This window comes from Algibacter sp. R77976, from assembly GCF_044594645.1.
In the GTDB taxonomy this organism is placed as follows: Bacteria; Bacteroidota; Bacteroidia; order Flavobacteriales; family Flavobacteriaceae; genus Algibacter_B.
In genome coordinates, this window is record NZ_CP138989.1 from 3,309,863 (window position 1) to 3,334,677 (window position 24,815).

19 protein-coding genes and 2 tRNA genes are annotated in these 24,815 nt (G+C 32.8%); 8 read left to right on the forward strand and 13 right to left on the reverse strand.

Annotated features, from left to right (window positions below):
• The first annotated feature begins 474 nt into the window (after window positions 1-474).
• Window positions 475-2,289 (forward strand): sodium:solute symporter family protein, encoded by a 1,815-nt coding sequence (locus SJY43_RS14080; RefSeq protein WP_396601380.1) that lies wholly within the window; start codon window positions 475-477, stop codon window positions 2,287-2,289.
• Between the two features lie 142 nt (window positions 2,290-2,431).
• Here the strand turns inward: SJY43_RS14080 and SJY43_RS14085 are convergent.
• The 3 genes from SJY43_RS14085 to SJY43_RS14095 all read right to left on the reverse strand — a co-directional run bounded on the left by SJY43_RS14085 (window position 2,432) and on the right by SJY43_RS14095 (window position 4,779).
• Window positions 2,432-2,506 (reverse strand) — tRNA-Pro (locus tag SJY43_RS14085).
• Window positions 2,507-2,534: 28 nt separating this feature from the next.
• Window positions 2,535-2,623 (reverse strand) — tRNA-Ser (locus SJY43_RS14090).
• 101 nt (window positions 2,624-2,724) lie between these two features.
• Window positions 2,725-4,779 carry an HD family phosphohydrolase gene (locus SJY43_RS14095; RefSeq protein ID WP_396601381.1) on the reverse strand — a complete coding sequence of 685 codons (2,055 nt, stop codon included), beginning with the start codon at window positions 4,777-4,779 and terminating at the stop codon, window positions 2,725-2,727.
• 208 nt (window positions 4,780-4,987) lie between these two features.
• On the opposite strand from SJY43_RS14095, the gene SJY43_RS14100 reads away from it, so the two are divergent.
• A complete protein-coding gene (locus SJY43_RS14100; protein ID WP_396601382.1) occupies window positions 4,988-6,166 on the forward strand; it encodes an acetyl-CoA C-acyltransferase in 1,179 nt (392 codons plus the stop codon).
• 8 nt (window positions 6,167-6,174) lie between these two features.
• Complete coding sequence (locus SJY43_RS14105) at window positions 6,175-6,924, forward strand: NlpC/P60 family protein (RefSeq protein ID WP_396601383.1); 750 nt, start codon at window positions 6,175-6,177, stop codon at window positions 6,922-6,924.
• 121 nt (window positions 6,925-7,045) lie between these two features.
• On the opposite strand, the gene SJY43_RS14110 is transcribed toward SJY43_RS14105, so the two are convergent.
• Entirely contained in the window at window positions 7,046-8,299 is a 1,254-nt protein-coding gene (locus SJY43_RS14110; RefSeq protein ID WP_396601384.1) for a tetratricopeptide repeat protein, read from the reverse strand.
• Window positions 8,300-8,316: 17 nt separating this feature from the next.
• Entirely contained in the window at window positions 8,317-10,881 is a 2,565-nt protein-coding gene (gene gyrA, locus SJY43_RS14115) for a DNA gyrase subunit A (protein WP_396601385.1), read from the reverse strand.
• 261 nt (window positions 10,882-11,142) lie between these two features.
• Between gyrA and SJY43_RS14120 the strand changes: the two genes are divergently transcribed.
• The gene (locus SJY43_RS14120; RefSeq protein ID WP_396601386.1) at window positions 11,143-13,689 is read left to right on the forward strand and encodes an ATP-dependent Clp protease ATP-binding subunit; all 2,547 of its coding nucleotides are present in this window, start codon (window positions 11,143-11,145) and stop codon (window positions 13,687-13,689) included.
• Between the two features lie 75 nt (window positions 13,690-13,764).
• On the opposite strand, the gene SJY43_RS14125 is transcribed toward SJY43_RS14120, so the two are convergent.
• From SJY43_RS14125 to SJY43_RS14135, 3 genes are all read right to left on the reverse strand, one after another.
• Window positions 13,765-14,682, reverse strand: coding sequence for a DUF6252 family protein (locus tag SJY43_RS14125; protein ID WP_396601387.1), 918 nt, complete (start codon window positions 14,680-14,682; stop codon window positions 13,765-13,767).
• Between the two features lie 104 nt (window positions 14,683-14,786).
• On the reverse strand, window positions 14,787-16,181 hold the full coding sequence (locus tag SJY43_RS14130; protein ID WP_396601388.1) for an MFS transporter: 1,395 nt from the start codon (window positions 16,179-16,181) through the stop codon (window positions 14,787-14,789).
• A 74-nt stretch (window positions 16,182-16,255) separates the two neighbouring features.
• Complete coding sequence (locus SJY43_RS14135) at window positions 16,256-17,071, reverse strand: M48 family metallopeptidase (RefSeq protein ID WP_396601389.1); 816 nt, start codon at window positions 17,069-17,071, stop codon at window positions 16,256-16,258.
• A 147-nt stretch (window positions 17,072-17,218) separates the two neighbouring features.
• On the opposite strand from SJY43_RS14135, the gene msrB reads away from it, so the two are divergent.
• Window positions 17,219-17,701 (forward strand): peptide-methionine (R)-S-oxide reductase MsrB, encoded by a 483-nt coding sequence (gene msrB, locus SJY43_RS14140; protein ID WP_396601390.1) that lies wholly within the window; start codon window positions 17,219-17,221, stop codon window positions 17,699-17,701.
• Window positions 17,702-17,790: 89 nt separating this feature from the next.
• Window positions 17,791-18,342: a DUF1572 family protein gene (locus tag SJY43_RS14145; RefSeq protein WP_396601391.1), complete on the forward strand. Its 552-nt coding sequence runs from the start codon at window positions 17,791-17,793 to the stop codon at window positions 18,340-18,342.
• 213 nt (window positions 18,343-18,555) lie between these two features.
• Here the strand turns inward: SJY43_RS14145 and SJY43_RS14150 are convergent, their stop codons facing one another.
• On the reverse strand, window positions 18,556-19,839 hold the full coding sequence (locus SJY43_RS14150) for an NAD(P)/FAD-dependent oxidoreductase (RefSeq protein ID WP_396601392.1): 1,284 nt from the start codon (window positions 19,837-19,839) through the stop codon (window positions 18,556-18,558).
• A gap of 188 nt (window positions 19,840-20,027) precedes the next feature.
• Between SJY43_RS14150 and lpdA the strand changes: the two genes are divergently transcribed.
• Window positions 20,028-21,404, forward strand: coding sequence for a dihydrolipoyl dehydrogenase (gene lpdA / locus SJY43_RS14155; protein ID WP_396601393.1), 1,377 nt, complete (start codon window positions 20,028-20,030; stop codon window positions 21,402-21,404).
• Window positions 21,405-21,507: 103 nt separating this feature from the next.
• Here the strand turns inward: lpdA and SJY43_RS14160 are convergent, their stop codons facing one another.
• From SJY43_RS14160 to SJY43_RS14175, 4 genes are all read right to left on the reverse strand, one after another.
• The gene (locus SJY43_RS14160; protein ID WP_396601394.1) at window positions 21,508-21,996 is read right to left on the reverse strand and encodes a hypothetical protein; all 489 of its coding nucleotides are present in this window, start codon (window positions 21,994-21,996) and stop codon (window positions 21,508-21,510) included.
• 183 nt (window positions 21,997-22,179) lie between these two features.
• Window positions 22,180-22,659 carry a hypothetical protein gene (locus tag SJY43_RS14165; protein ID WP_396601395.1) on the reverse strand — a complete coding sequence of 160 codons (480 nt, stop codon included), beginning with the start codon at window positions 22,657-22,659 and terminating at the stop codon, window positions 22,180-22,182.
• Between the two features lie 7 nt (window positions 22,660-22,666).
• Window positions 22,667-23,080 (reverse strand): type II 3-dehydroquinate dehydratase, encoded by a 414-nt coding sequence (gene aroQ / locus SJY43_RS14170; RefSeq protein WP_396601396.1) that lies wholly within the window; start codon window positions 23,078-23,080, stop codon window positions 22,667-22,669.
• A gap of 74 nt (window positions 23,081-23,154) precedes the next feature.
• Complete coding sequence (locus SJY43_RS14175; protein WP_396601397.1) at window positions 23,155-23,637, reverse strand: DUF3575 domain-containing protein; 483 nt, start codon at window positions 23,635-23,637, stop codon at window positions 23,155-23,157.
• A 220-nt stretch (window positions 23,638-23,857) separates the two neighbouring features.
• Here SJY43_RS14175 and xerD point away from each other — a divergent pair, with 220 nt between their 5' ends.
• Window positions 23,858-24,754, forward strand: coding sequence for a site-specific tyrosine recombinase XerD (xerD, locus tag SJY43_RS14180; protein ID WP_396601398.1), 897 nt, complete (start codon window positions 23,858-23,860; stop codon window positions 24,752-24,754).
• Window positions 24,755-24,815: the final 61 nt, after the last annotated feature.

The window sequence follows — 24,815 nt, forward strand, 5'->3', positions numbered from 1 at the left end:
TAATTTGACAATAACATATTTAGATATTAAACAAAATAAGCCATAATAATTAACAAAGAATGATAATTTCACAATGAGTATTTAAGTAGTACGACTAACACTAATTAGGATTGTATCTATTAATATGATCTAACTAAAACATCTGGTTAAGCTTTTTAATTAAAAGGTAATTGCAAAAAAAGTTTAGTTAAAACTGAACTTTTTTTTGCTTAAACAAGCTATGGTTAATTATGACAACACGAATTGTATTAAATACTTTTTTCTTTATGAACACTCAATCCAAACCATGTTATATAAACAAAACAAATTATCTATAAAAATAGTTAATAATAAATTTTTTGTTCAAACATAAAACGTCTAATTTTTGAGTAACTCTTTTTTATATCATATATTACTATATAATAATATTATAAATAACTTAGCTTAAAAAAAGCATTCAATTCAAACACAAATTACATTTAACAACTACACCCTATGATATCCTTAAGCACGTTAGATTATACATTGATTATTCTATTCTTTACAATTACGCTTTCTATAGGTGTTTATGTTTCAAAAAAAGCAGGGAAAAGTTCAAATGAATTTTTCCTTTCAGGGCGAACAATGCCTTGGTGGTTATTAGGTGTTTCTATGGTGGCTACAACATTTTCAACAGATACACCAAATTTAGTAACAGATATAGTAAGAACTAATGGTGTTTCAGGAAATTGGGTTTGGTGGGCTTTTTTACTTACGGGTTTATTAACAGTTTTTATTTATGCAAAACTTTGGCGTAAATCAAACGTAAATACTGATATAGAATTTTATGAATTTAGATATGGCGGAGCACCTGCTAAGTTTTTAAGAAAGTTTAGAGCTATTTATTTAGGTGTTATTTTCAATATTATTACGATGTCTGCAGTTACATTAGCCGCTATAAAAATTGGCGGTATTATGTTGGGACTTGAACCATGGCAAACTGTAGTAAGTGCTGGATTAATTACTGTTATCTTTAGCGCTATGGGTGGTTTTAAGGGTGTTGTTTACACCGATTTTATATTATTTTTTGTTGCAATGGGAGGCGCTATTGGTGCTGCTTATTATTTAGTTAATATTCCAGAAGTAGGTGGTATTGAAACCTTATTGATGAATGAAAACGTAACAGACAAACTTTCTATTTTACCTGATTTTAGCAATAAGCAAGCTTTAATAACATTGTTTATTATACCATTAGCAGTACAATGGTGGAGTTCTTGGTATCCAGGAGCAGAACCGGGTGGAGGTGGCTACATAGCACAACGAATGTTAGCAGCCAAAGATGAAAATCATGCCATAGGTGCGACTTTTTTCTTTAATATTATGCATTATGCTTTACGTCCTTGGCCATGGATTTTAGTGGCATTAGCATCATTAGTTGTATTTCCAGATTTAGCTAGTATTCAAGAAGCGTTTCCTAATATAGCTGATGACAAATTGGGACATGATTTAGCTTACTCTGCAATGCTCACTAAACTTCCAAGTGGCTTACTTGGTCTAGTATTAGCGTCATTAATAGCTGCCTATATGAGTACCATTTCAACACAGCTTAATTGGGGGGCTTCTTATATTGTTTATGATTTTTACAAACAACAAATTAACCCGAATGCTTCAGAAAAAAGATTGGTTGCTGTTGGTAGAATTTCTACGGTCGTTTTAATGGTATTTAGTGCAGTATTGGCGCTATTATTACAAAACGCACTACAATTATTTGAATTGTTATTAGTTTTTGGGGCTGGTACGGGCCTTATATTTATACTACGTTGGTTTTGGTGGCGTATTAATGCTTGGAGTGAAATTACTGCTATGTTTACTTCGGGAATCATCTCTATATTATTAAAACTAACACCCATAGGTGCTTATTTATTTAATTCAGAAACAGGTGCTTTTGATGATTATTTAGAATATCCTTTTGTTGTTTTAATTACAACAATTATATGGTTAATTGCAACCTTTATTACCCAACCAGAAAGCAAGGAAGTTTTACAAGGTTTTTACAAAAAAATCCAACCAGGTGGGCCTGGGTGGACAAAAATTATTAATGAAGCCGAAGCTAATAATATTAACATCAAAGGTTCGGATGAAGCATGGAGCGTTCCTTCTGGGATTCTTGCAATGTTTCTAGGTTGTATTTTAATTTACTCTTGTATGTTTGCGACAGGTTATTGGATTTATGGCGATTATGATTACGCAATAGCTTTAACAATTACAGCTTTAATTTCTGGTTATTTATTAAAAAGGATTTGGAAAAAAATTAAGACTTATATTTTGTAGCTTAGTGTATAAAAAAGATGTGCAAACTATACAAACCACTCACCTTTGTTGATTTTATATCAATCACAAAACACATTGTAAAACAAAAAAAACTGATAATTATTAAATTATCAGTTTTTTTGTTTTTCCTATTTCTAGGTAGTCGGGGTGGCAGGATTCGAACCTGCGGCCTCCACGTCCCAAACGTGGCGCGATAACCGGGCTACGCTACACCCCGAATAGTTATCTTTATTTAAATAAATTTGCGGAGAGACAGGGATTCGAACCCTGGGTACCTATTTCTAGGTACGACGATTTAGCAAACCGCTCCTTTCGGCCACTCAGGCACCTCTCCAGTAATAATGATATGAACGTTCACATTTAATTTAAATGCGGATGCAAATTTAGTTTTTCATCTTAAACAACACAAACATTTTTGTTCTTTTTTTTTAGATTTTATTCTGGATATTCAATTCTTAAATGGTAAATATTTGCAAGCTTGTGTTTTAGTACTTTTTTTATGGATTGAATTTCTTTAAAAGTAATGTTAGCATTTAAAAATTGCCCCTCTTCTATTTGCTTATTTATAATATTTTCAACAAAAGCTTCAATTTTAGTAGAAGTTGGCTCTTTTAAACTTTTGGATGCCGCTTCAATACTGTCACACATCATTAAAATAGCAGTTTCTTTACTAAATGGTTTTGGTCCTGGATAACTAAAATCGGTTTTATCTATCTCAACATCTGGAAAACCCTTTTTCTCCTGCATATAAAAATAATACACAACACTTGTTCCGTGGTGTGTTCTAATAAAATCAATAACTCTATCTGGTAAATTATTTTTTCTAGCTATTTCAATACCATTAAGAGCGTGGTTTATAATTATTTTTGCACTTTCTCGTGAAGACAACTCGTCATGTGGGTTAATACCTGTTGACTGGTTTTCGGTATAATAAGTAGGGTTCTTCATTTTACCAATATCGTGATACAATGCTCCTACCCTTACTAGCATGGCGTTTGCACCTATTTCATTAGCAGATGCTTCAGCTAAATTAGCAACGTTTAAAGAATGATGAAATGTGCCTGGTGCTTTATTTGATAACTCTTTAAGTAACTTGGTATTTGTATCAGAAAGTTCTAAAAGCGAAACATCTGAAACTAACCCAAAAAGTTTTTCATATGCATAAATTAATGGTTGCACAAACAAGGTCGCTAATCCACCTAACACAAACCAAATGAATGTTTCCCATTTAAGCGTTTCTATACTACCTTCATGAATTACAAAAAAAGCAAAATAAGCTATGATGTAAATTAGTGTAATTTGCCCTACTGAAATAAATAAATTGGCGCGCTTGTATAACTCTGAAACGGTTAGTATAGTTACTATCCCTGCTATAATTTGTAAAAACAAGTATTCGTAACTATTAGGCACTATAAAACCTAATAAAAGTACGGTAAGCACGTGCGCAAAAAGGCCAAGTCGCGCATCAAAAAATGCTTTAAACACCAACGGAAGAATACAAATTGGGACAATGTAAATATATTTTGAATCATAGTTTACCACTAAAGTAGTAATGAAAATCATCAATGATATATTAAAAAATATGAAGGTAACTTTTGTATTATTCTCGAAAACCTCCATTCTGTATTTTCTTAAAAACAAAAGCAACATTAGCAAAACTAAAGCCACTAATAAAGTATAAGCGAATAAAACCCAATTATAATTGGCTTCATTCCATACTTGAGACTCGTATTCAGACTGTAAAGATTTTAAAATTTGATACTTATCACCTTCAATCACTTCACCTTTAGAAACTATTAAAGTCTCCTTAGCAACACTTCCTCTAGTATATGAAATTCTGCTTAATTCATCTTGAATTGCTTTATCTGTAAACGCTTTATTATAGGTGATATTAGGCTCAATTAAATCGAAGCATAACGCCACAAATTTTGTTTTAAAATGAGTTAAGTTGTTTTTAGCCAAAACCTTTTCTATAACCCCGGTGACACCATCTTGTGGAATTAGATTTGAATAAAAACCATCTTGTTTCTTCTCTCTCCCATCAAGAATAACAATAGAACGGTCTTTAGAGAAATTATAATCATCACTTAAAACACCATATCGATACAACTCTGAAATAATACTTTGACCGGTATTGAATAATCTATTTGAAGCATAAGTAGGTATTGAATCAGAAAAAGCATCTTTAAACTGGTTCTTATAAGCACTATTAACCTTCTGCTGTATATTATTATCTAGATCAAAATAAAGGGTTGCATTTTCAGAAATCCTCTTTTTTTCTGAAGTAATTTCTTCGTCGGTCTTCTTTATGGCAAAATCAAAAGGCGCCTGTAAACTTTCAGACTGCCACGGCTTTCCTTTTTCAAAACTATATTTAAATTTTCCGCTTTTTGGAAACAAATAAACAATTAGAAAGGTTGTGCTAATAAATAATAGCACCTTATAAATCAAGGAATGGTTTTTATATAGTTTGTTTATGAAATCTTTCATGTGTCTGTATTCATTCCTTTTTTATATGTCACATGTAACACCCATGTAATCATTTCGTTAAATATTGAATTATAGTAATGGATGTTTCATCTAGAAATCAAATGTAATAAATTTATAAGCTTTCACCATTTTTTATAATAATCTATTCTTCCAAATTTTTACTAAAAAATCGTTATTTTCGCATAGACTAAACTAAAACTTTAGATAGATGAATAAAGAAGTCGTTATTGTTTCTGCTGCAAGAACTCCTATTGGAAGTTTTTTAGGTGCTTTATCTACAATACCCGCTCCTAAATTAGGCGCAATTGCAATAAAAGGTGCTTTGGAAAAAATAAATTTAAACGTAGATTTAGTTGATGAAGTTTTAATGGGTAACGTCGTGCAAGCTGGCACGGGTCAAGCGCCAGCAAGACAAGCAGCTATTTATGCGGGCATACCGAATACTGTGCCTTGTACAACTATAAACAAAGTTTGTGCCTCTGGTATGAAAACCGTAATGCAAGCGGCTCAATCTATTGCTTTAGGTGATGCCAATATTGTTGTTGCTGGTGGCATGGAAAACATGAGTTTAATCCCCCACTATTTGCACGCTAGAAGTGCTACAAAGTTTGGCCCAGCCACTTTGATTGATGGGTTACAAAAAGATGGATTAGTTGATGCTTACGACCAAAATGCTATGGGCGTGTGTGCCGATGTTTGTGCTACTAAATATGAATTTTCAAGAGAAGATCAAGATGCATATGCCATTCAATCATATAAACGTTCTGCTGCTGCCTGGGAAGCTGGTAAATTTAATAATGAAGTTGTACCTGTTAAAGTCCCTCAACGTCGCGGAGAGCCAATAATTGTTGTGAAAGATGAAGAGTACACCAATGTTAGATTAGATAAAATCCCTAATTTACGTCCAGCTTTTTCTAAAGATGGCACTGTTACTGCAGCAAATGCATCAACTATAAATGATGGTGCAGGTGCCATGATTTTAATGAGTAAAGAAAAAGCAGATGAATTAGGTTTAAAACCATTAGCCACTATAAAAAGTTATGCTGATGCTGCTCATGAACCAGAATGGTTCACAACGGCTCCCGCCAAAGCTCTACCAAAAGCACTTGATAAGGCTAAAATTAATATAAACGATGTTGACTTTTTTGAATTTAATGAAGCCTTTTCTATTGTTGGATTAGCTAATATGAAGATATTGGGGCTTAATGACAAAAACGTTAATGTTAATGGTGGCGCTGTATCTCTTGGTCATCCGCTTGGATGTTCTGGAGTTAGAATCCTAATTACATTATTAAATGTTTTAGAGCAAAATAATGCTAAAATTGGAGCTGCTGCAATTTGCAATGGTGGCGGAGGCGCTTCTGCAATGATTATAGAACGAAACTAAAACTATTAATGCAATACGGTATTTGTAATTTAAGCATTGTCCCGCTTCGAAATGAGCCTTCAGACATGAGTGAACTTGTATCACAAGTGCTTTATGGTGACTTTTTTAAAATTATTGAACAACGTAAACAATGGATTAAAATTAGATTAGCTTTTGATAAATACGAAGGCTGGATAGATAATAAACAATATACAGAAATATCGGAAGATCAATATAAATCGCTTCATGATGAACCACCAAAGCTATCCACAGATTTAGTTGAATTTATTGAAGATGAAAACAACCAATTATTCCCAATTTGCATAGGGTCTAGCTTAAACGGACTTTCAATTTTAAATCATAAATATGAAGGAGATTTCACTAATGATAAAACCGATAAAACTAACCTAATTAAAACGGCTTTTACATTTCTAAACTCACCTTATTTATGGGGAGGAAAAACACCTTTTGGAATTGATTGTTCTGGTTTTACGCAAATGGTATACAAACTAAATGGCTATAAATTATTACGTGATGCATCTCAACAAGCCACGCAAGGTGAAGCTTTAAGTTTTATTGAAGAAAGTGAACCTGGTGATTTAGCCTTTTTTGACAATAGCGAAGGGGTTATTATTCATGTAGGCATTATTATGAAAGACAATTATATTATACATGCCCACGGAAAAGTTCGAATAGATAGATTAGACCATTCAGGCATCTATAATGTAGATAAGAACACACACACGCATAAACTTAGAGTTATTAAAAAAATTATCTAGAACTTGTTTAAACTTTTTATTTGCTGAATATTTCGCTTAAATCCAAATAGCTTAAACGAGTTTATAAAAAATGCCGCTAATAAATTAGCGGCATTTTTTATATTTAATAATTTAATTACTCTTACTGTCCTCCAGTCATAGCATCTATTTTAGCAGTAATATCTTTAGCTTTTTGGCTTTCACCTAAAGCAAGATAAATATTTTTTAACTGCGTTAAAATATCTGACCCAGCACCTGAATTAGTACTCATAAAGCCAGTTAGAATATCTGCTGCTTTTTGAAATAAAGCGTTTTTTTCAACCTTTAGTTTTTCATACTTAGCATCATCAGCTTTACTCATTCCTAAATTACCCATATCCTCAATTACAACATTTCCTTTTTCGATGTATATGTTTGAAAGGTTTAATGCAGCATCAGAATAAGTAGGATCTAAGCTTAAAACCTTTTCAAAAGATTCCTGAGCTTTTGCAACATCCCCTTTATTCATATTTACTACACCTACATTATAGTGTAAAACTTCATTATCAGGTTGCTTTACAAGGGCTTCTTCAATTAAAGTTTTAAATTTATCTTCATCCTTTAATTGTAAATGAATATTAGCTTCATTAATTATTAAATCAACATTATCTGGGTTTTCTACCCTAGCATCTTTAATTGCAGAAAGCGCCTTTTCATTATCTCCATTAGAAATATAAATTAGCGCAATGTTTTTTACAATTTCTGGCTTCTTTGATTTAGACAAACGCTCTCCCGGCTTAATATGGCTTCCTCCTTTTACGTAAACATCACGTGTACCTTTATCTAAAACCACTTCTTTACCAGTCTCCTTATCTGTAGCATAATACTCTTTTTTCACATCAGTAAAACCTAAGTCTTTAAGCTCTTCATAAAGCACTAAAGCTCTATCGTACTCTTTTACGTTAACAGCTGTTGCTGCTGCGTAATAAAGAAATAGCGTATCTTTTTCAGTTACTCTATAAGCCTTTTCAAAATGCTTAGAAGCTTTAGAAAACTCCTTTTTCTCATAAGCTGTATTACCAGTTGTTAACAAACCATTAGTCATGTTTTGTTTTAGATCTTTAATTTCTGAGCTATAAGCTCCTTCTACATTACCTAAGCTTTCTAGTGCTGTATCAATATCAGCAATAGATGCTTTACCATTAGCATAAAAAGCTTTACCTTTTAAATAATAAAATTTTGCTTTAGATTTATCATCCATTGCAGATATTAAGCTTTCGGCTTGATTAACTGCAGCTTTTGCTTCCGTAAAATTGTTACTTTTAATAGCTTTCTCTAATGTTTTCAATTCCTTTTTTTGTGCAAATGAAAGTGCACTAATTGAAACAGTTAAAGCTATGAATAATTGTTTTTTCATTTTAAATAAAATTAAGTTTAAGATTCAGTGTTATTATCGTTTATATCATTATCAAGAGTTGTGCCATCTTCAGGAACATCAGTATTTTCAGTAACTTCCGATACAATTACATTTCCTTCTTCGTCTAATTCTACTTCATCCTCATCATGCATTACTTTTGCAACGGCAGCTATAGAATCGTTCCCTTTTAAGTTAATTAACTTAACACCTTGAGTGGCACGCCCCATAACTCTTAAATCTTTTACAGCCATTCTTATTGCTATTCCAGATTTGTTTATAATCATTAAGTCATCATCATCAGTTACATTCTTTATAGATACTAAATTACCTGTTTTTTCGGTAATAGAAATGGTTTTAACACCTTTTCCTCCACGATTGGTAATTCTATAATCTTCTAGACTAGAACGTTTACCATAACCGTTCTCAGAAACAACAAGTACGTTGCTCTCCATATCATCAACGGCAATCATACCAATAACCTCATCGGTTTTTTCATCTTGCAAACGAATACCTCTTACACCAGAAGCACCACGACCCATAGGACGTGTTTTAGCTTCTTCAAAACGTATTGCTTTACCAGATTTTAATGCTAACATCACTTGGCTTTCACCAGTTGTAAGTTTAGCTTCTAGTAAAACATCATCGTCTTTAATTGTAATAGCGTTAATACCGTTTGTTCTTGGTCTAGAATATTGCTCAAGCGAAGTTTTCTTAACTTGACCTTTCTTAGTAGCCATAATGACATAATGACTATTTATATACTCTTCATCTTTTAAATCTTGAGTACAAATGAAAGCCATAACTTTATCATCTTGCTCAATATTTATAAGGTTTTGAATTGCTCTTCCTTTTGAAGTTTTACTACCCTCTGGAATTTCGTAAACACGCATCCAGAAACATTTTCCTTTTTGAGTAAAGAACAACATATATTGATGGTTTGTACCAACAAATAGGTTTTCTAAGAAATCTTCATTACGAGTAGTTGACGCTTTTTGTCCTACACCTCCTCTATTTTGAGTTTTATATTCAGTAAGAGATGTACGCTTAATATAACCTGCATGAGAAATAGTGATAACCACTTTTTCGTTAGGAATCATATCTTCAATACTCAAGTCTCCTCCAGCATACTCGATAACAGAACGACGCTCATCTCCATACTTATCTCTTACAACTTCCAACTCTGCTTTTATGATATCCATTCTACGAACTTTATTATCTAAAATATCCTTTAGATCAATAATGGTTTTCATGATTTCATCATACTCTGCACGCAACTTATCTTGCTCTAAACCAGTTAACTGGCGCAGCCTCATCTCAACTATTGCTTTAGCTTGGATTTCAGACAGTTTAAAACGCTCAATTAAATTTGCTCTAGCTTCATCTGCGTTTGAAGACGCTCTAATTATCTTAATTACTTCATCAATATTATCTGAAGCAATAATTAAACCTTCAAGTATATGGGCTCTTTCCTCTGCTTTACGTAGTTCGTAAGTTGTTCTTCTTACAACAACCTCATGTCTATGTTCTACGAAATAATGAATCAATTCTTTTAGGTTTAACAACTGAGGTCGCCCATTAACAAGGGCGATGTTATTAACACTAAATGAGGATTGTAGCGCCGTATACTTAAATAATTTATTTAATACAATGTTAGGAATGGCATCACGTTTTAAAACGTAAACTATACGCATTCCATTTCTATCAGATTCATCACGAATAAGTGAAATACCTTCAAGCTTTTTATCATTAACTAAATCGGCCGTTTTTTTAATCATATCTGCCTTATTGACTTGATAAGGAATCTCATCAACAATAATACATTCACGACCATTAACCTCTTCTATGTTAGCTTTAGCTCGCATTACAATACGCCCACGACCTGTATGAAAAGCTTCTTTTACACCATCGTAACCATAAATGGTTCCTCCGGTTGGAAAATCTGGAGCTTTTACATGCTGCATAAGCTCATCTATTTCAATATCGTTATTTTCAATATATGCGATAGTACCATTAACAACTTCTGTCAAGTTATGAGGTGGCATATTAGTTGCCATACCTACAGCAATACCAGAAGCACCATTAACTAAAAGCCCAGGAATTCTTGTAGGCAAAACAGTTGGCTCTTGTAATGTATCGTCAAAATTTAGTTTATGATCTACGGTTTCCTTGTCAATATCTGCTAACATATCTTCAGATATCTTCTTCATTCGAGCTTCCGTATAACGCATTGCTGCAGGACTATCACCATCAATAGAACCAAAGTTTCCTTGCCCATCTACAAGCATATATCGTAAACTCCATTCTTGAGCCATACGCACCATAGCATCGTATACAGATGTATCACCGTGTGGGTGATACTTACCTAAAACCTCTCCAACTATTCTTGCAGATTTCTTATGTGCTGAATTTGCTCTAATTCCCAGTTCATGCATTCCATAAAGCACACGTCTGTGTACGGGTTTCAAACCATCTCTTACATCTGGTAAAGCACGTGACACAATGACTGACATTGAATAATCAATGTAAGCCAATTTCATCTCATCTTCAATATTAATAGGGATTAATTTTTCTCCTTCTGCCATAAATAAATTAATTTAATTTTATGTGATTTTACAAACATGCTAATATAAGAATTTCATTAGTCATAGTGAGATAAACCATATTCATTTTTCATGTAATTTATTAACAATTTACACGACTTATTTCGTTAATAAGTATGCATCATAATATTTTGATTTTATAAAGATTTTTTCGTCAATTAGCACGATACATACAATTTTAGGAATAGTTTTTGACATTAATTAAAATGTTTTACTATTTTTAATGCAGAAAGGACACGATTTATGGACGATAATTTTTCCCCAAGAGTAAAAGATGTGATTGCATATAGCAAAGAAGAAGCATTACGTTTAGGCCATGACTTTATTGGTACTGAACATTTAATGCTTGGACTTTTGCGTGATGGCAATGGAAAAGCAATAAATATTTTAAACGCCTTAGATATTGATTTAAATCATTTAAGGCGAAAAGTAGAGATATTAAGTCCTGCTAACCCAAATATAGCTATTGCTTCAAACCAAAAAAAGAACTTACATCTTACTAGGCAAGCAGAACGCGCTTTAAAAACTACGTTTTTAGAAGCTAAACTTTTTCAAAGTACATCAATTAACACAGCACATTTATTGTTATGTATTTTAAGAAATGAAAACGACCCCACTACCAAGCTTTTAAATAAGCTGAGAGTTTATTACGATAATGTTAAAGAACAATTTAAATCTATGATTACAAACGATAATGATTATATAGAACCAAAGTCTGAATTTCAAGACGACGATAAAAATCCTGAAGAAGATTCTACAAAGGACAATATATTTAATGCTCCAGCCGGGAAGTCTAACAAGAAGTCTAAAACACCTGTTTTAGATAATTTTGGACGTGATTTAACGGCTATGGCTGAAGAAGGGAAGCTAGACCCTGTGGTGGGTAGAGAAAAGGAAATCCAGCGTGTTTCACAGGTTTTAAGCAGAAGAAAGAAAAACAATCCGCTTTTAATTGGTGAACCAGGTGTTGGTAAATCTGCTATTGCCGAAGGTTTAGCCCTAAGAATTGTTAAAAGAAAAGTATCACGTATTTTATTTAATAAGCGCGTAGTTACGCTTGATTTAGCAAGTTTAGTTGCTGGCACAAAATACCGCGGGCAATTTGAAGAGCGCATGAAAGCCGTTATGAACGAGCTTGAAAAAAATGATGATGTCATTTTATTTATTGACGAAATACATACCATTGTTGGCGCTGGTGGTGCAACTGGAAGTTTAGATGCTTCAAACATGTTTAAACCCGCTTTAGCTAGAGGAGAAATACAATGTATTGGTGCAACCACTTTAGATGAATACAGACAATATATAGAGAAAGACGGAGCTTTAGAGCGTCGTTTTCAAAAGGTTATTGTAGAACCAACTACAGTTGATGAAACTATTGAAATTCTGAATAATATTAAAAGTAAATACGAAGAACATCATAATGTTGATTACACTCCTGGAGCTATTGAAGCTTGTGTGAAATTAACAAATAGGTACATGACAGAACGGTTTTTACCAGACAAAGCTATTGATGCCTTAGATGAAGCTGGTTCTCGAGTGCACATCACAAATATTGATGTGCCAAAGCAAATTATTGAGCTTGAAAAACAACTAGAAGACATTAAGGAATTAAAGAATACGGTTGTTAGAAAACAAAAATACGAGGAAGCTGCAAAACTTAGAGATGACGAAAAACGCATTGAAAAAGAATTAGCTGTTGCTCAAGAAAAATGGGAAGAAGACACTAAGCAACATCGAGAAATTGTAACTGAAGATAATGTAGCCGATGTTGTTTCCATGATGACTGGTGTTCCTGTTAACAGAATTGCACAAACTGAAATTAATAAATTGGCAGAATTACCAAACCTTATTAAAGGAAAAGTAATTGGTCAAGACGATGCTGTAGCTAAAGTAGTTAAGGCTATTCAACGTAATCGTGCAGGACTTAAAGACCCTAATAAACCAATTGGTTCATTTATATTTTTAGGACAAACGGGTGTTGGTAAAACACAGTTAGCTAAAGTATTATCACGTGAATTATTTGATAGTGAAGATTCACTTGTTAGAATTGACATGAGTGAATACATGGAGAAATTTGCTATTTCAAGATTAATTGGTGCACCTCCGGGTTATGTAGGATATGAAGAAGGCGGACAACTAACTGAAAAAGTTAGAAGAAAACCTTACGCAGTTATCTTATTAGATGAAATTGAAAAAGCACATCCAGACGTATTTAATATGCTACTTCAGGTGCTTGATGACGGCTACTTAACAGATAGTTTAGGTAGAAAAATTGATTTTAGAAATACAATTATAATCATGACTTCTAACATCGGAGCTCGGAAGTTGAAAGATTTCGGAACAGGTATTGGTTTTGGAACCGCGTCTCAAAAAGCACAAGAAGATGCCAATGCTAGAAGCGTTATAGAAAACGCTCTTAAAAAATCATTCGCACCAGAGTTTTTAAACAGAATTGACGATGTTGTTGTGTTTAATGCTTTAGAAAAAGAAGACATTAATAAAATTATTGATATTGAGTTAGAAAAGCTTTTATCTAGAATTAAAGGTTTGGGTTATATCCTTACCATTACAGATTCTGCCAAAGACTATATTGCAGATAAAGGTTTTGATAAGCAATACGGCGCTCGACCTCTAAAAAGAGCCATTCAAAAGTATGTTGAAGATGCTTTAGCTGAAGAAATTGTAGCATCCAACCTTCAAGATGGCGATCAAATTAAAATTGATTTAGATAAGAAAACTGAAGAATTAAGCATTAGTATTGAAAAAGCTGAAAAGCCTACTGAGTCTTAGTTTAAAGATGCTTTAAATAAACAGGAAACAAAAAAGCCACTCAAATTGAGTGGCTTTTTTTATTATATCTTTTCTTTAAAAATAAGTAACACCAAAGCTACCTTCAGTAACCTCATAAGACACATCTGGATCTAAAAAAGATGTCGCAGTAAACTGAAAAGTACCTTCAATTCTTTTATTAGCTTTATCGTGAAGTATAATTACAACTTTACCCGTTTCAGAAGAAAAACTTTCACTAAAAGATACACTATACAAACCACTAGGAGTTCCAAATGTAGAAAGTTCGTATTCTCCAGGTTCAATATCAGAATCAAGATTCAAACCAATAGTTTCTAGACTATTTTTAATTGCACTTATACCTATTGTAGACAAACCTGGTAATGAAGTTGCTGCTCCATTTACAGAGTCCTCAATAAATTCCACACCATCAACTTTAGCAAAAAAAGTATTTCCACTTCCACTTACTAAACCAGCATCAAATGAAACGTTTGTAAAAACACCATTTGTAAACTCTTTAGATGACAAAGAAACATGATGTCCGGTAAAGAAAAACGTTCCAGAAATAGTTTTATTAACCTCATCTATTTCTGTTATAGTAACTTGTCCTTGAGAAGTTATAAAATCTACTACAGAAGACCATGTTTCACCAGTACCTGTAATATCGTCATTATAAGTACCTCCATTAACTTCCGTATTTTCAGTAACACCAAGCTCATAAGTTCCTGTTTCGTTTCCAAAAATAGTTAAAATAATAGCCTCGTTAGTACTTGTTTTTATCCCCGTTATATTAATAACATCATCTAATACTGTAGCTATAGGGTTATCAGAAACAAATGTTTTTCCATCAAAATCTACTTTAAATACACCTTCACCAGAACCAGCTGAAGAATCAACTACATCTGTAATATCACCTTCAAAAGGCTCAATATTACATGAAGACATAATAAATAAAAAAACAACACTTAAAACTTTGGCAACATCCTTATAATTCATAAATAAAAAAATTAAGAGACAAACGTACTAATTAATTTTCTTACCTTTTCTATGAATATGAAATAAAAGAGTAATACCGGTTAAAAAGACTCATTTTAAATTAACTACTCTTGTGTTTTAGGCACTCTAAACAACAAAACAATGCCCGCCAAAAAGAAGACAAATAGAAATAGAATACCATTTCGCATACTGCCTGTAATTTGATCTATAAAAGCAAAAATAACCATACCTATAACAATGCCTATTTTTTCAGCAACATCATAAAAACTAAAATAAGACGTCGTATCTTCTGTTTCGGGTAAAAATTTTGAATATGTAGAACGTGCTAAAGATTGTACACCTCCCATTACCAAACCAACAAAGCCAGCCGCAATGTAGAATTGCATTGGCGTCTGCATGAAATAAGCATAAAAGCACAATCCCATCCAGATAAAATTAACGACGATTAATGTTTTAATATTCCCGAATTTTGAAGACGCTAAAGATGTTAAAAATGCACCCAAAATAGCAACCAATTGAATCACCAAAATACTAACTATTAATCCCATGGTTTTTTGACTATCTCCTCCCCAGTCAATTTCTTCTTCACCAAAATAAACAGCTACCAACATTATAGTTTGCACCGCCATACTAAACACAAAAAAGGCATATAAATAGCGTTTAAGTCTTAAGTTTTGCTTTAATTGTTTCCAAACTAGATGTAATTCTTTTAAACCATTAAAAACAATAGCTTTTGTTACTTTATGACCAGACGACACCCCTTTAGGTAAAAAATAAAATGAATACTGACTAAACAGCACCCACCATAGACCAACAGTTATAAACGATATTTTCATAGCTTCAAAAGAAGCTGCATCTTTCGCTACTTTTAATGCGTCATTAATTTCTGTTTCAGAACCATTTTCCAGAATAGTATTAGATATACTAATATCAAAACCAAACCACTCAGGAAACATAACCATTAACAAGTTTAAAACAAGCAAGAGCACACTACCAAAATACCCAAGCGAAAACCCTTTAGCACTAATTCTATCTTGTTGTTCGGGAAAAGCAATATCTGGCAAATAAGAATTATAAAAAACCAAACTCCCCCAATACCCTATTAAACCCATAAAGTAGAATAGTAAACTTAAATGTATTTTGTCTGGACTAATATCAAACCAATACAAACCAATACAACCAGCACTACCTACATAACAGAAAAACTTCAAGAAATTCTTTTTATTACCCACATAATCTGCTATTCCAGATAGGATTGGCGATGTAAATGCAACCACTAAAAAAGTAAACGCGGTAACAAATGTTATTAGCGCTGTGCTTTTAAACTCAAAACCAAATGCCCAAACTGTTTTAACTTGCGAACTGGTTTTAAGAAATAAAGCCGAATAAAATATAGGAAATATTGATGAAGCAATTGTAAGCGTATAAACTGAGTTTGCCCAATCATAAAACGCCCATGCATTTAATAGTTTTTTACTTCCTTTTTCTAATAATGCCATAATAAAAAAGCTGCCCTTTTTATGAGCAGCTTACTAAAGTAAACAAATATTTTTATTTGGATGATAATTAAAAGTTATCTAAACGTTGTGATACCAAATTTTTGAGCTTCAGCCTTAGCTAAAGGTGCCCATTTAGTAAGATTCGCTATTCTTGTATCGTTTGCTGGGTGCGTACTCATAAATTCTGGTGGTGCTTGCCCCCCACTATTTGCTTTCATGCGCTTCCAAAGCTCTGCTGCCTCATCTGGATTATAACCTGCAATAGCCATTAAATAAATACCTATTTGATCTGACTCAGTTTCATGACTTCTACTAAAAGGCAACATAACACCCAATTGAGAACCTATACCGTAGTACTGGTTAAAAGCATTTCGAGAGTTTTCGTCTTTAATTGCAATATTACCAGCAACAGCAATACCTTGTTGCAGATATGCTGCACTCATACGTTGCTGTCCGTGGTTTGCTAAAGCGTGTGCAACTTCATGTCCCATTATTGCAGCAACTCCTGTTTCATTTGCTGCTATTGGTAAAATACCTGTGTAAAACACAATTTTACCTCCTGGCATACACCAAGCATTAACAGTTGCATCATCAACTAAGTTATACTCCCATTTATAATCATTTAAATAGCCTTGATTTCCGTTAGCATTTAACCAACGTTCTGCTGCAACAGCGATACGTTGTCCTACTCTTGTAATCATTTCGGCATCTTGAGTACCAGTAATAACTTTATTTTCATTTAAAAACTGGCTATATTGTGCAAAAGCTGTTGGAAACAACTGAGAATTTGGCACTAAAGCCATAGTCTTTTTTCCTGTAAAAGGGTTTGTAGCACATGCAACTACTAAAAGAGCTATAGCGATTAAATAAAAAGTATGTTTTATTTTCATAATTCCTAGGTTTTTTTTAGTTTTTAAAAATACAAAAATTGTATCTTTAATATTAGACACTTAAATTGTTTTTTTGTCACATAGTTTTAAAAATCTGTTATTTTTATTAAAATTCTACGACTGATTGTCTATAAAATTGATATAATTATGAATAAATTATTAATTGCTTTTGCTTTAGTTTTATGCTTTAATTGCAACTCTATTGCTCAAAAAAAGACTAAAGAAACTACCAAAATATATAAAATTACTAAAACCGTAGCTGAATGGAAAGCTCAATTAACCGCTAAAGAGTTTTATGTTTTAAGACAAGCAGGAACAGAACGCGCTTTATCCAGCCCATTAAACATAGAAAATGGCGAAGGCATTTATGTATGTAAAGGCTGTGAAACACCCCTTTTTAAAAGTGAACATAAATACGATTCTGGATCTGGTTGGCCAAGTTTTGATAGAGAAATTAAGGGTAATGTAGATTTTTCTACTGATTACGACTTAGGCTATGCAAGAACAGAAGAACATTGTGCAACTTGTGGCGGGCATTTAGGTCACGTATTTGGTGATGGCCCAAAAGCAACAACAGGAAAGCGCCATTGTATAAATGGTATGTCTTTAAAGTTTATTCCAAGTAATTAATTTCTAAATCTTAAAAACTAAATTCTAAAAAACATACTCATGTATATTAAAAGCTTGCTATTTAAAAATTGACGCTTTACCTTTAGTACATGGAAAGTTATTTGGAAAGCATTATTAAACAATTTGAATATTATAAAAGCTTAGGCGACAAAACGTTTAACCAGCTTAGTTTTGATGAAATGCTTTGGCAAAGTGATATAGATACCAATAGCGTTTCTATACTTGCGAAACATATGATTGGAAATATGCTAAGTAGATGGACTAATTTTTTAACTGAAGATGGCGAAAAGGCATGGCGAAATAGAGATGATGAATTTGATAGTGATTTCAACTCAAAAGAAGAAGTAATCGCAGCTTGGGAAAGTGGTTGGTTTTGTTTATTTAAGGCCATAAAACCTTTAAAACCTGAAGATTTAGAACGTATTATTTATATTAGAAACGGTGGACATACCGTGACTGAAGCCATTAACAGACAATTGGCGCATTATGCGTATCATGTTGGGCAAATTGTGTTTTTAGGCAAACTACTTAAAGGTGCGGATTGGAAATCGCTGTCTATTCCTAAAGGAGATTCTAAAGGATATAACAAGGACAAGTTTAATTGTGATAAAGAGCGCCGACATTTTACGGATGATCTTTAGAAAATTTACAGTTTTCAGTTGCGGTTCTGGGCGTTTACTCAAAAAAAGAAAAATACTTGAAAAAATATAAATACGTAAAGTTTAAAACTAAGAACTAACAAACACCCCCCGCGATAAGGATTGAACGGTTTGTCTGAGCTCCCCGACGCAGGAGGGAGCGAGAAGTGAAAGCCTGACCCGATTTTTCTTCGGGGATCGCCCAAATAAAAAAACCTACTCTTTTACTTTGTTTTTAAACGGACGAATAATTAATCGTGCTTCTCTATCGAAACGTACATAGTTATAAACCCAGTTTACAAATACCACCATACGGTTTCTAAAGCCTATAAGGAAAAAGAGGTGCACAAACATCCACACATACCAGGCAAATATGCCTTGAAATTTCCAGTTTTTTAAATCTACAACGGCTTTATTTCTACCAATGGTTGCCATAGCACCTTTATCTTTGTACTTAAAGGGTGTCATTGGTTTTTCTTCTATAAATTTTAAAATATTATCTCCTAATTGGTCGCCTTGTTGTATGGCCGGTTGCGCCATCATTGGGTATCCATGAGGAAACGCGTCGCTTACCAAACATGCAATATCTCCAATCGCAAATACGTTTTCAAACCCTTTTACTTGGTTAAACTCGTTTACTAATATTCTGTTACCGCGAGTTACAAATTCTTGGGCATCTAGTCCTTTTATTGTTGCGCCCTTTACTCCTGCTGCCCAAACTAAGGTTGCTGTTTCAAAAGTTAAATCTGTATTTGTGGTAACGGTTTTACCATCGTAATTTGTTACACGAACATTTGTCCAAACATTTACTCCTAGTTTTTCTAGAAAATCTTCTGCTTTTTTAGATGCATTTGCACTCATCCCTTTTAAAATGCAATCACTAGATTGTACTATATGTATTTGTGCTAAACGGGTATCTAAGTCTGGATAATCTTTTGGAAGTATACCTTTTTTAATTTCGGCTAAAGCACCTGCAAGTTCTACACCTGTAGGGCCACCACCAACAATAACGAAATTCATTAAAGCGTTACGCTCGTTTAAATCTGAGGTTAGTAAAGCTTCCTCAAAATTCTCTAGAATTAAACTTCTTAAATTTAAGGATTGCGGTATGGTTTTCATTGCCATACTGTGTTTTTCAACTTCAGTATTTCCAAAAAAGTTAGTTGTAGAACCTGATGCCACAACTAAATAGTCAAATTTTAAATTACCTATGTTTGTTTTTACTTTATTCTTATTGGTATCTATTTCTTCGACATCTGCCAATCTAAAATAGAAATTGGGAAAGTCTTTTAAAATTTTTCTAATGGGATAGGCAATAGAATCTGGCTCTAATCCTCCCGTAGATACTTGATATAATAAAGGTTGAAACGTGTGATAGTTATGTTTATCTAAAAGTACCACTTGCACTTCTTGCTTTGATAATTTTTTGGCCAATGCAACACCAGCAAAACCGCCACCAATAATTACTATTCGAGGAAAACTCGTTCTAGGTATGTTCATAAATAAAAACTTGCTTGACAAAGGTAGCAATACCAATTTAAATATGATTAAAAACTCTTATTCTAAGCAATTAAATATTCAACAAAAGCATTATTATTTTAACACATTACTTTTTTTTCGAATTATAAGGTTCTAAATTCTTTTTTAAAAATCGATTTCGTAAATTCGCAACCTAAACGTTTAAACAAATGAGTAAATACGATATTATTGTTCTTGGAAGTGGTCCTGGTGGTTATGTAACAGCTATTAGAGCATCACAATTAGGTTTTAAAACCGCTATTGTTGAAAAAGAAAACCTTGGTGGGGTTTGTTTAAATTGGGGGTGTATACCAACTAAAGCATTATTAAAATCTGCTCAAGTTTTTGAATACTTAAAACATGCTGAAGACTATGGTTTAAAAGTAAAAGATGCAGACCATGATTTTGATGCTGTTGTAAAACGTAGCCGTGGTGTTGCAGATGGTATGAGCAAAGGTGTTCAGTTTTTATTGAAGAAAAATAAAATTGATGTTATAGACGGATTCGGAAAAATTAAACCTGGCAAAAAGGTTGAAGTTGATGGAACTGAATATAGTGCAGACAACATAATTATAGCAACAGGTGCTCGCTCTCGTGAGCTACCAAGCTTACCTCAAGATGGTAAAAAAGTAATTGGTTACAGACAAGCCATGACATTAAAGAAACAACCAAAGAAAATGATTGTGGTTGGTTCTGGTGCTATTGGTGTTGAGTTTGCTTACTTCTACAACTCTATTGGAACTGAAGTAACTATTGTTGAATATTTACCAAAAATTGTTCCTGTTGAAGATGATGATGTATCAAAACAATTAGAACGTTCTTTTACAAAATCGGGCATCAAGATTATGACTTCTTCTGAAGTAACATCTGTTGATACTTCTGGTAAAGGCGTTAAAGCTACTGTTAAAACGAGTAAAGGCGAAGAAGTTCTTGAAGCTGATATTATTTTAAGTGCTGTTGGTATTAAATCTAATATTGAAAATATTGGGTTAGAAGATGTTGGTATTGTAGTTGACAGAGACAAAGTAATTGTAAACGATTTTTACCAAACTAACATTCCTGGATATTATGCTATTGGAGATATTACTCCTGGTCAAGCTTTAGCACACGTTGCTTCTGCAGAAGGAATCCTATGTGTAGAAAAGTTAGCAGGACAACATGTAGAAGCTATTGATTACGGAAACGTTCCTGGTTGTACTTACTGTTCTCCTGAAATTGCTTCGGTTGGATTAACTGAAAAGCAAGCAAAAGATAAAGGTTTAGATATTAAAGTTGGTAAATTCCCGTTCTCTGCATCTGGTAAAGCAAGTGCTGGAGGAAACAAAGAAGGTTTTGTAAAAGTTATCTTTGATGCTAAATATGGTGAATGGTTAGGATGCCACATGATTGGTGCTGGTGTTACAGATATGATTGCTGAAGCTGTTTTAGGTAGAAAACTTGAAACTACTGGACATGAAGTCTTAAAAGCAATTCACCCACATCCAACTATGAGTGAAGCAGTAATGGAAGCTGTTGCAGCTGCTTATGATGAGGTGATCCATTTATAAGAAAAAAGCCCCTCCTAGCCTCCCCAGAAGGGAGGAACTTTAACTGGGATGGACAAATAAATATAAAAAAATGCGATTCAAATTTTGAATCGCATTTTTTGCTTTAGAATTTATATTTAGCGCCTAATTTAAAAATGGAGTTTGTTGTTGGTAACTTAGATTGCAACGGTGTATCAGAATTTAAGTTAATATTTAACCTTGCCTCCATTAAAAACGATTCGGTAAATTCATATTGAGTGCCTAAGGTTGCTGAAGTTGAAACATCTTCAATTGCACCATTTTTTAATATTAAATTTGTTGTTACTCCAAATAAAGCACTAAACTTATCACTAATACTATATTTGGCTAGTAGTGGAAATTGTTTCACTTTGTAAGTCGTGTTTAAACCACCAAAGTTAGTTTCTAAGTTTTCTGCTCTTAAAATCCAGTTTTTGCTTAATGTATATTCAGAAAAATATTTAGAGAAGGGCAATACCTGATTATTGACATTAACCTCTTCCGAAATATTATAACTATCAGCAATCTTATCCTCTTGAGCTAAAACTATATTAAAACAAGCCACTAGAACTAGTAAAGTAATTTTTATTCTCACAGCTTAAATTTTATTGATTAATATAAAACAAATCTAAGACCATATGGTCTTAAAACTCTCATAAGAGAATTATAATTAAAGCAAAAACTAAAGTTAATTATTTGTGAAATTACATTTTTAGAAAGAAGGTGACTTATCACCATTAATTATAAAAAATACGATTCCAAATTGAAGTATGTTCTATTATAATTTATACCCTACTCCAATAAACAATCCGTTGGGAGTTAATTCTTGAAAACCTATGGTATACTTGATGTGTAAGTCTAAAGCAGATGTTATATTATACGCTGTACTTAAATCGGCACGTATTTTAAGTTTACTAGTAAAGAAATCAAAAAAATAGTTAATGCTTGGCCCTACCAAAACATCTAAATTATGAGCAACCTCATATTTCGTATAAATAGGTGCGTTTAAAAAATGAAAATCGTTTAAGCCAATATATAATAATTCAGGTTGGATAGAAAACCCATCATCTATTTCAAAATCTAAAAACAGGCCTCCATAATATCCTGTTTCTGTTTCTGAAATTTCACCAAAACTATATTGTACTACCTTGAAAAAGGTAAGGTTTAATCCGCCTTTAACACCAAAACTGGAATTAGATTGCGCTTTTGATAAAAAACTAAAAGAACAAATTATAAGAAATAAGACTAACCTCTTCATTTTTAATTTAAAAACTTTGAATGGCTAATTCATAACTTTGTAGCCCAAAACCAAGAATAACACCTTTAGCATTTGGCGATATATAAGATTGATGTCTAAATTCTTCTCTACCAAATGTATTAGAGATATGCACTTCTACAACAGGTGTTTCTATACCTTTTATCGCATCGCCTATACCAATTGAAGTATGTGTATAAGCTCCAGCATTTAAAATAACACCATCAAAACTAAATCCAACTTCGTGAAGTTTATCTATCAACTCACCTTCTATATTAGATTGATAATAATCTAATTGCACATCTGGATACTTCCCTTTTATGTCGTCAAAAAACTCTGTAAAAGTCAAATTCCCGTAAATATTAGTTTCTCTTTTTCCTAATAAATTTAAGTTTGGACCGTTGATGATGATTAGTTTTTTCATAAAGTAAATATATTAAAAATTGAGCATAAAAAAAGGGAAGCTCATAGCTTCCCTTTTTTTTATTTTAAAGTTTTTTACCAAGCATAACCTAGAGAAACCCCTAAACTAATTGTAGTTGTACTTAAAGAAACATTAAAGTCGTCTGAATTACCAGCAACATAGCCTAAACCAGCAAAGGTATCAATAACAAAATGCTCACCTAAAATCCATTGGTGTCCTATTTCACCTCCAATTGAGAAGAAACCAGCTGATGTGTCAAGATCATCTTTTAAAGAAAAATATCCTACAGAAGGACCAGCATGCCAACCTCTTAAAGCTTCTCCGCTTGAGAAATAAAATCTATATTCAGCTCCTGCTCCAAAACCTGAAATATCAGAAATGTTATAATATAATCCAGAAATAGTTGCAGTTTGGTTATCGTTTACTGTAAACTCATAACCTGCATTAGCAACTCCAAATGCTAAACCAATTGGGTTTGCTTTAATAGCTTGATCTTGCGCATTAACATTGGTAAAACCTAATACTGCAATGGCAATACATAATAATAATTTTTTCATAATTTAAAATGTTTTTAGTTTGATTATAACAAATTAACATCTTTTTTTTGAAAAACACTACAGATTTACCCAAGTTATTAACAATCTAATCAACAATTAAACACAAAACACTAATAATTAGAGTGTTAAAAAGTAAGTTATTAACAATTTATAATAATTACGACTAGATTTAAAATTATAAATTTACCTATATACTTGTTATTTAATTACATTTACACCTATGAAATGGAAAAATGCTTTAAAAGATTATCAACTATACTTAAGGATTGAACGAGGTTTATCTAAAAACTCAATTGATAATTATAGCTTAGATATAAATAAGTTAATGGCGTATTTAGAAAGCCATAACATTACCGCTTCACCAATTTCTATAAGCACAGAAACTATTCAACAGTTTATTTATACGATAGCCAAAACCGTGAATGCTAGATCACAATCACGAATAATATCCGGCTTACGAAGTTTTTTTAATTATTTAGTGTTCGAAGATTATAGAAAAGACAACCCTTTAGAGCTTATAGAATCCCCAAAAATTGGCAGAAAACTTCCAGACACTTTATCAGAAGCAGAAATAGACAGTCTTATAAAAGCCATAGATTTAAGCAAACCAGAAGGCGAACGCAATAGAGCCATGTTAGAAACATTATATGGTTGCGGCTTAAGAGTAAGCGAACTTATAAACCTAAAAATTTCAGATTTGTTTTTTGATGAAGGTTTTATAAAAGTTACTGGAAAAGGCGACAAACAACGCTTTGTTCCTATAATTGATGTTACTCAAAAGTATATTACTATTTATAGAAAAGACATTCGCGCTCATTTAAACATTCAACCCGGGCATGAAGATACGTTGTTTTTAAACAGACGCGGAAAACAATTAACTCGCGCCATGATTTTTACAATTATAAAACAACTAGCTGTAAAAATAGAACTCAAAAAAAGTATATCTCCTCATACCTTCAGGCATTCATTTGCAACGCATTTATTACAAAACAATGCCGATTTACGCTCCATACAGCTTATGCTTGGGCACGAAAGCATTACCACAACCGAAATTTATGTGCATCTAGATAAAAGCCATTTAACCAAGGTTGTAGAGAAGTATCACCCTCGGAAATAGAAATAAGTTAGAAGTTAGAGAAACTAAAAAATCCAGCTTACACTGGATTTTTTATATGGAT

What these genes read in the sequence shown, in the direction of transcription:
- SJY43_RS14130 (WP_396601388.1), bottom strand. Translation starts at nt 16,181, where the DNA reads ATGGCATTATTAGAAAAAGGAAGTAAAAAACTATTAAATGCATGGGCG.
- gyrA (WP_396601385.1), bottom strand. Translation starts at nt 10,881, where the DNA reads ATGGCAGAAGGAGAAAAATTAATCCCTATTAATATTGAAGATGAGATG.
- msrB (WP_396601390.1), top strand. Translation starts at nt 17,219, where the DNA reads ATGAATAAATTATTAATTGCTTTTGCTTTAGTTTTATGCTTTAATTGC.
- SJY43_RS14110 (WP_396601384.1), bottom strand. Translation starts at nt 8,299, where the DNA reads ATGAAAAAACAATTATTCATAGCTTTAACTGTTTCAATTAGTGCACTT.
- lpdA (WP_396601393.1), top strand. Translation starts at nt 20,028, where the DNA reads ATGAGTAAATACGATATTATTGTTCTTGGAAGTGGTCCTGGTGGTTAT.
- SJY43_RS14145 (WP_396601391.1), top strand. Translation starts at nt 17,791, where the DNA reads ATGGAAAGTTATTTGGAAAGCATTATTAAACAATTTGAATATTATAAA.
- SJY43_RS14120 (WP_396601386.1), top strand. Translation starts at nt 11,143, where the DNA reads ATGGACGATAATTTTTCCCCAAGAGTAAAAGATGTGATTGCATATAGC.
- SJY43_RS14095 (WP_396601381.1), bottom strand. Translation starts at nt 4,779, where the DNA reads ATGAAAGATTTCATAAACAAACTATATAAAAACCATTCCTTGATTTAT.
- aroQ (WP_396601396.1), bottom strand. Translation starts at nt 23,080, where the DNA reads ATGAAAAAACTAATCATCATCAACGGTCCAAACTTAAATTTATTAGGA.
- SJY43_RS14150 (WP_396601392.1), bottom strand. Translation starts at nt 19,839, where the DNA reads ATGAACATACCTAGAACGAGTTTTCCTCGAATAGTAATTATTGGTGGC.
- xerD (WP_396601398.1), top strand. Translation starts at nt 23,858, where the DNA reads ATGAAATGGAAAAATGCTTTAAAAGATTATCAACTATACTTAAGGATT.
- SJY43_RS14080 (WP_396601380.1), top strand. Translation starts at nt 475, where the DNA reads ATGATATCCTTAAGCACGTTAGATTATACATTGATTATTCTATTCTTT.
- SJY43_RS14135 (WP_396601389.1), bottom strand. Translation starts at nt 17,071, where the DNA reads ATGAAAATAAAACATACTTTTTATTTAATCGCTATAGCTCTTTTAGTA.
- SJY43_RS14165 (WP_396601395.1), bottom strand. Translation starts at nt 22,659, where the DNA reads ATGAAGAGGTTAGTCTTATTTCTTATAATTTGTTCTTTTAGTTTTTTA.
- SJY43_RS14105 (WP_396601383.1), top strand. Translation starts at nt 6,175, where the DNA reads ATGCAATACGGTATTTGTAATTTAAGCATTGTCCCGCTTCGAAATGAG.
- SJY43_RS14100 (WP_396601382.1), top strand. Translation starts at nt 4,988, where the DNA reads ATGAATAAAGAAGTCGTTATTGTTTCTGCTGCAAGAACTCCTATTGGA.
- SJY43_RS14125 (WP_396601387.1), bottom strand. Translation starts at nt 14,682, where the DNA reads ATGAATTATAAGGATGTTGCCAAAGTTTTAAGTGTTGTTTTTTTATTT.
- SJY43_RS14175 (WP_396601397.1), bottom strand. Translation starts at nt 23,637, where the DNA reads ATGAAAAAATTATTATTATGTATTGCCATTGCAGTATTAGGTTTTACC.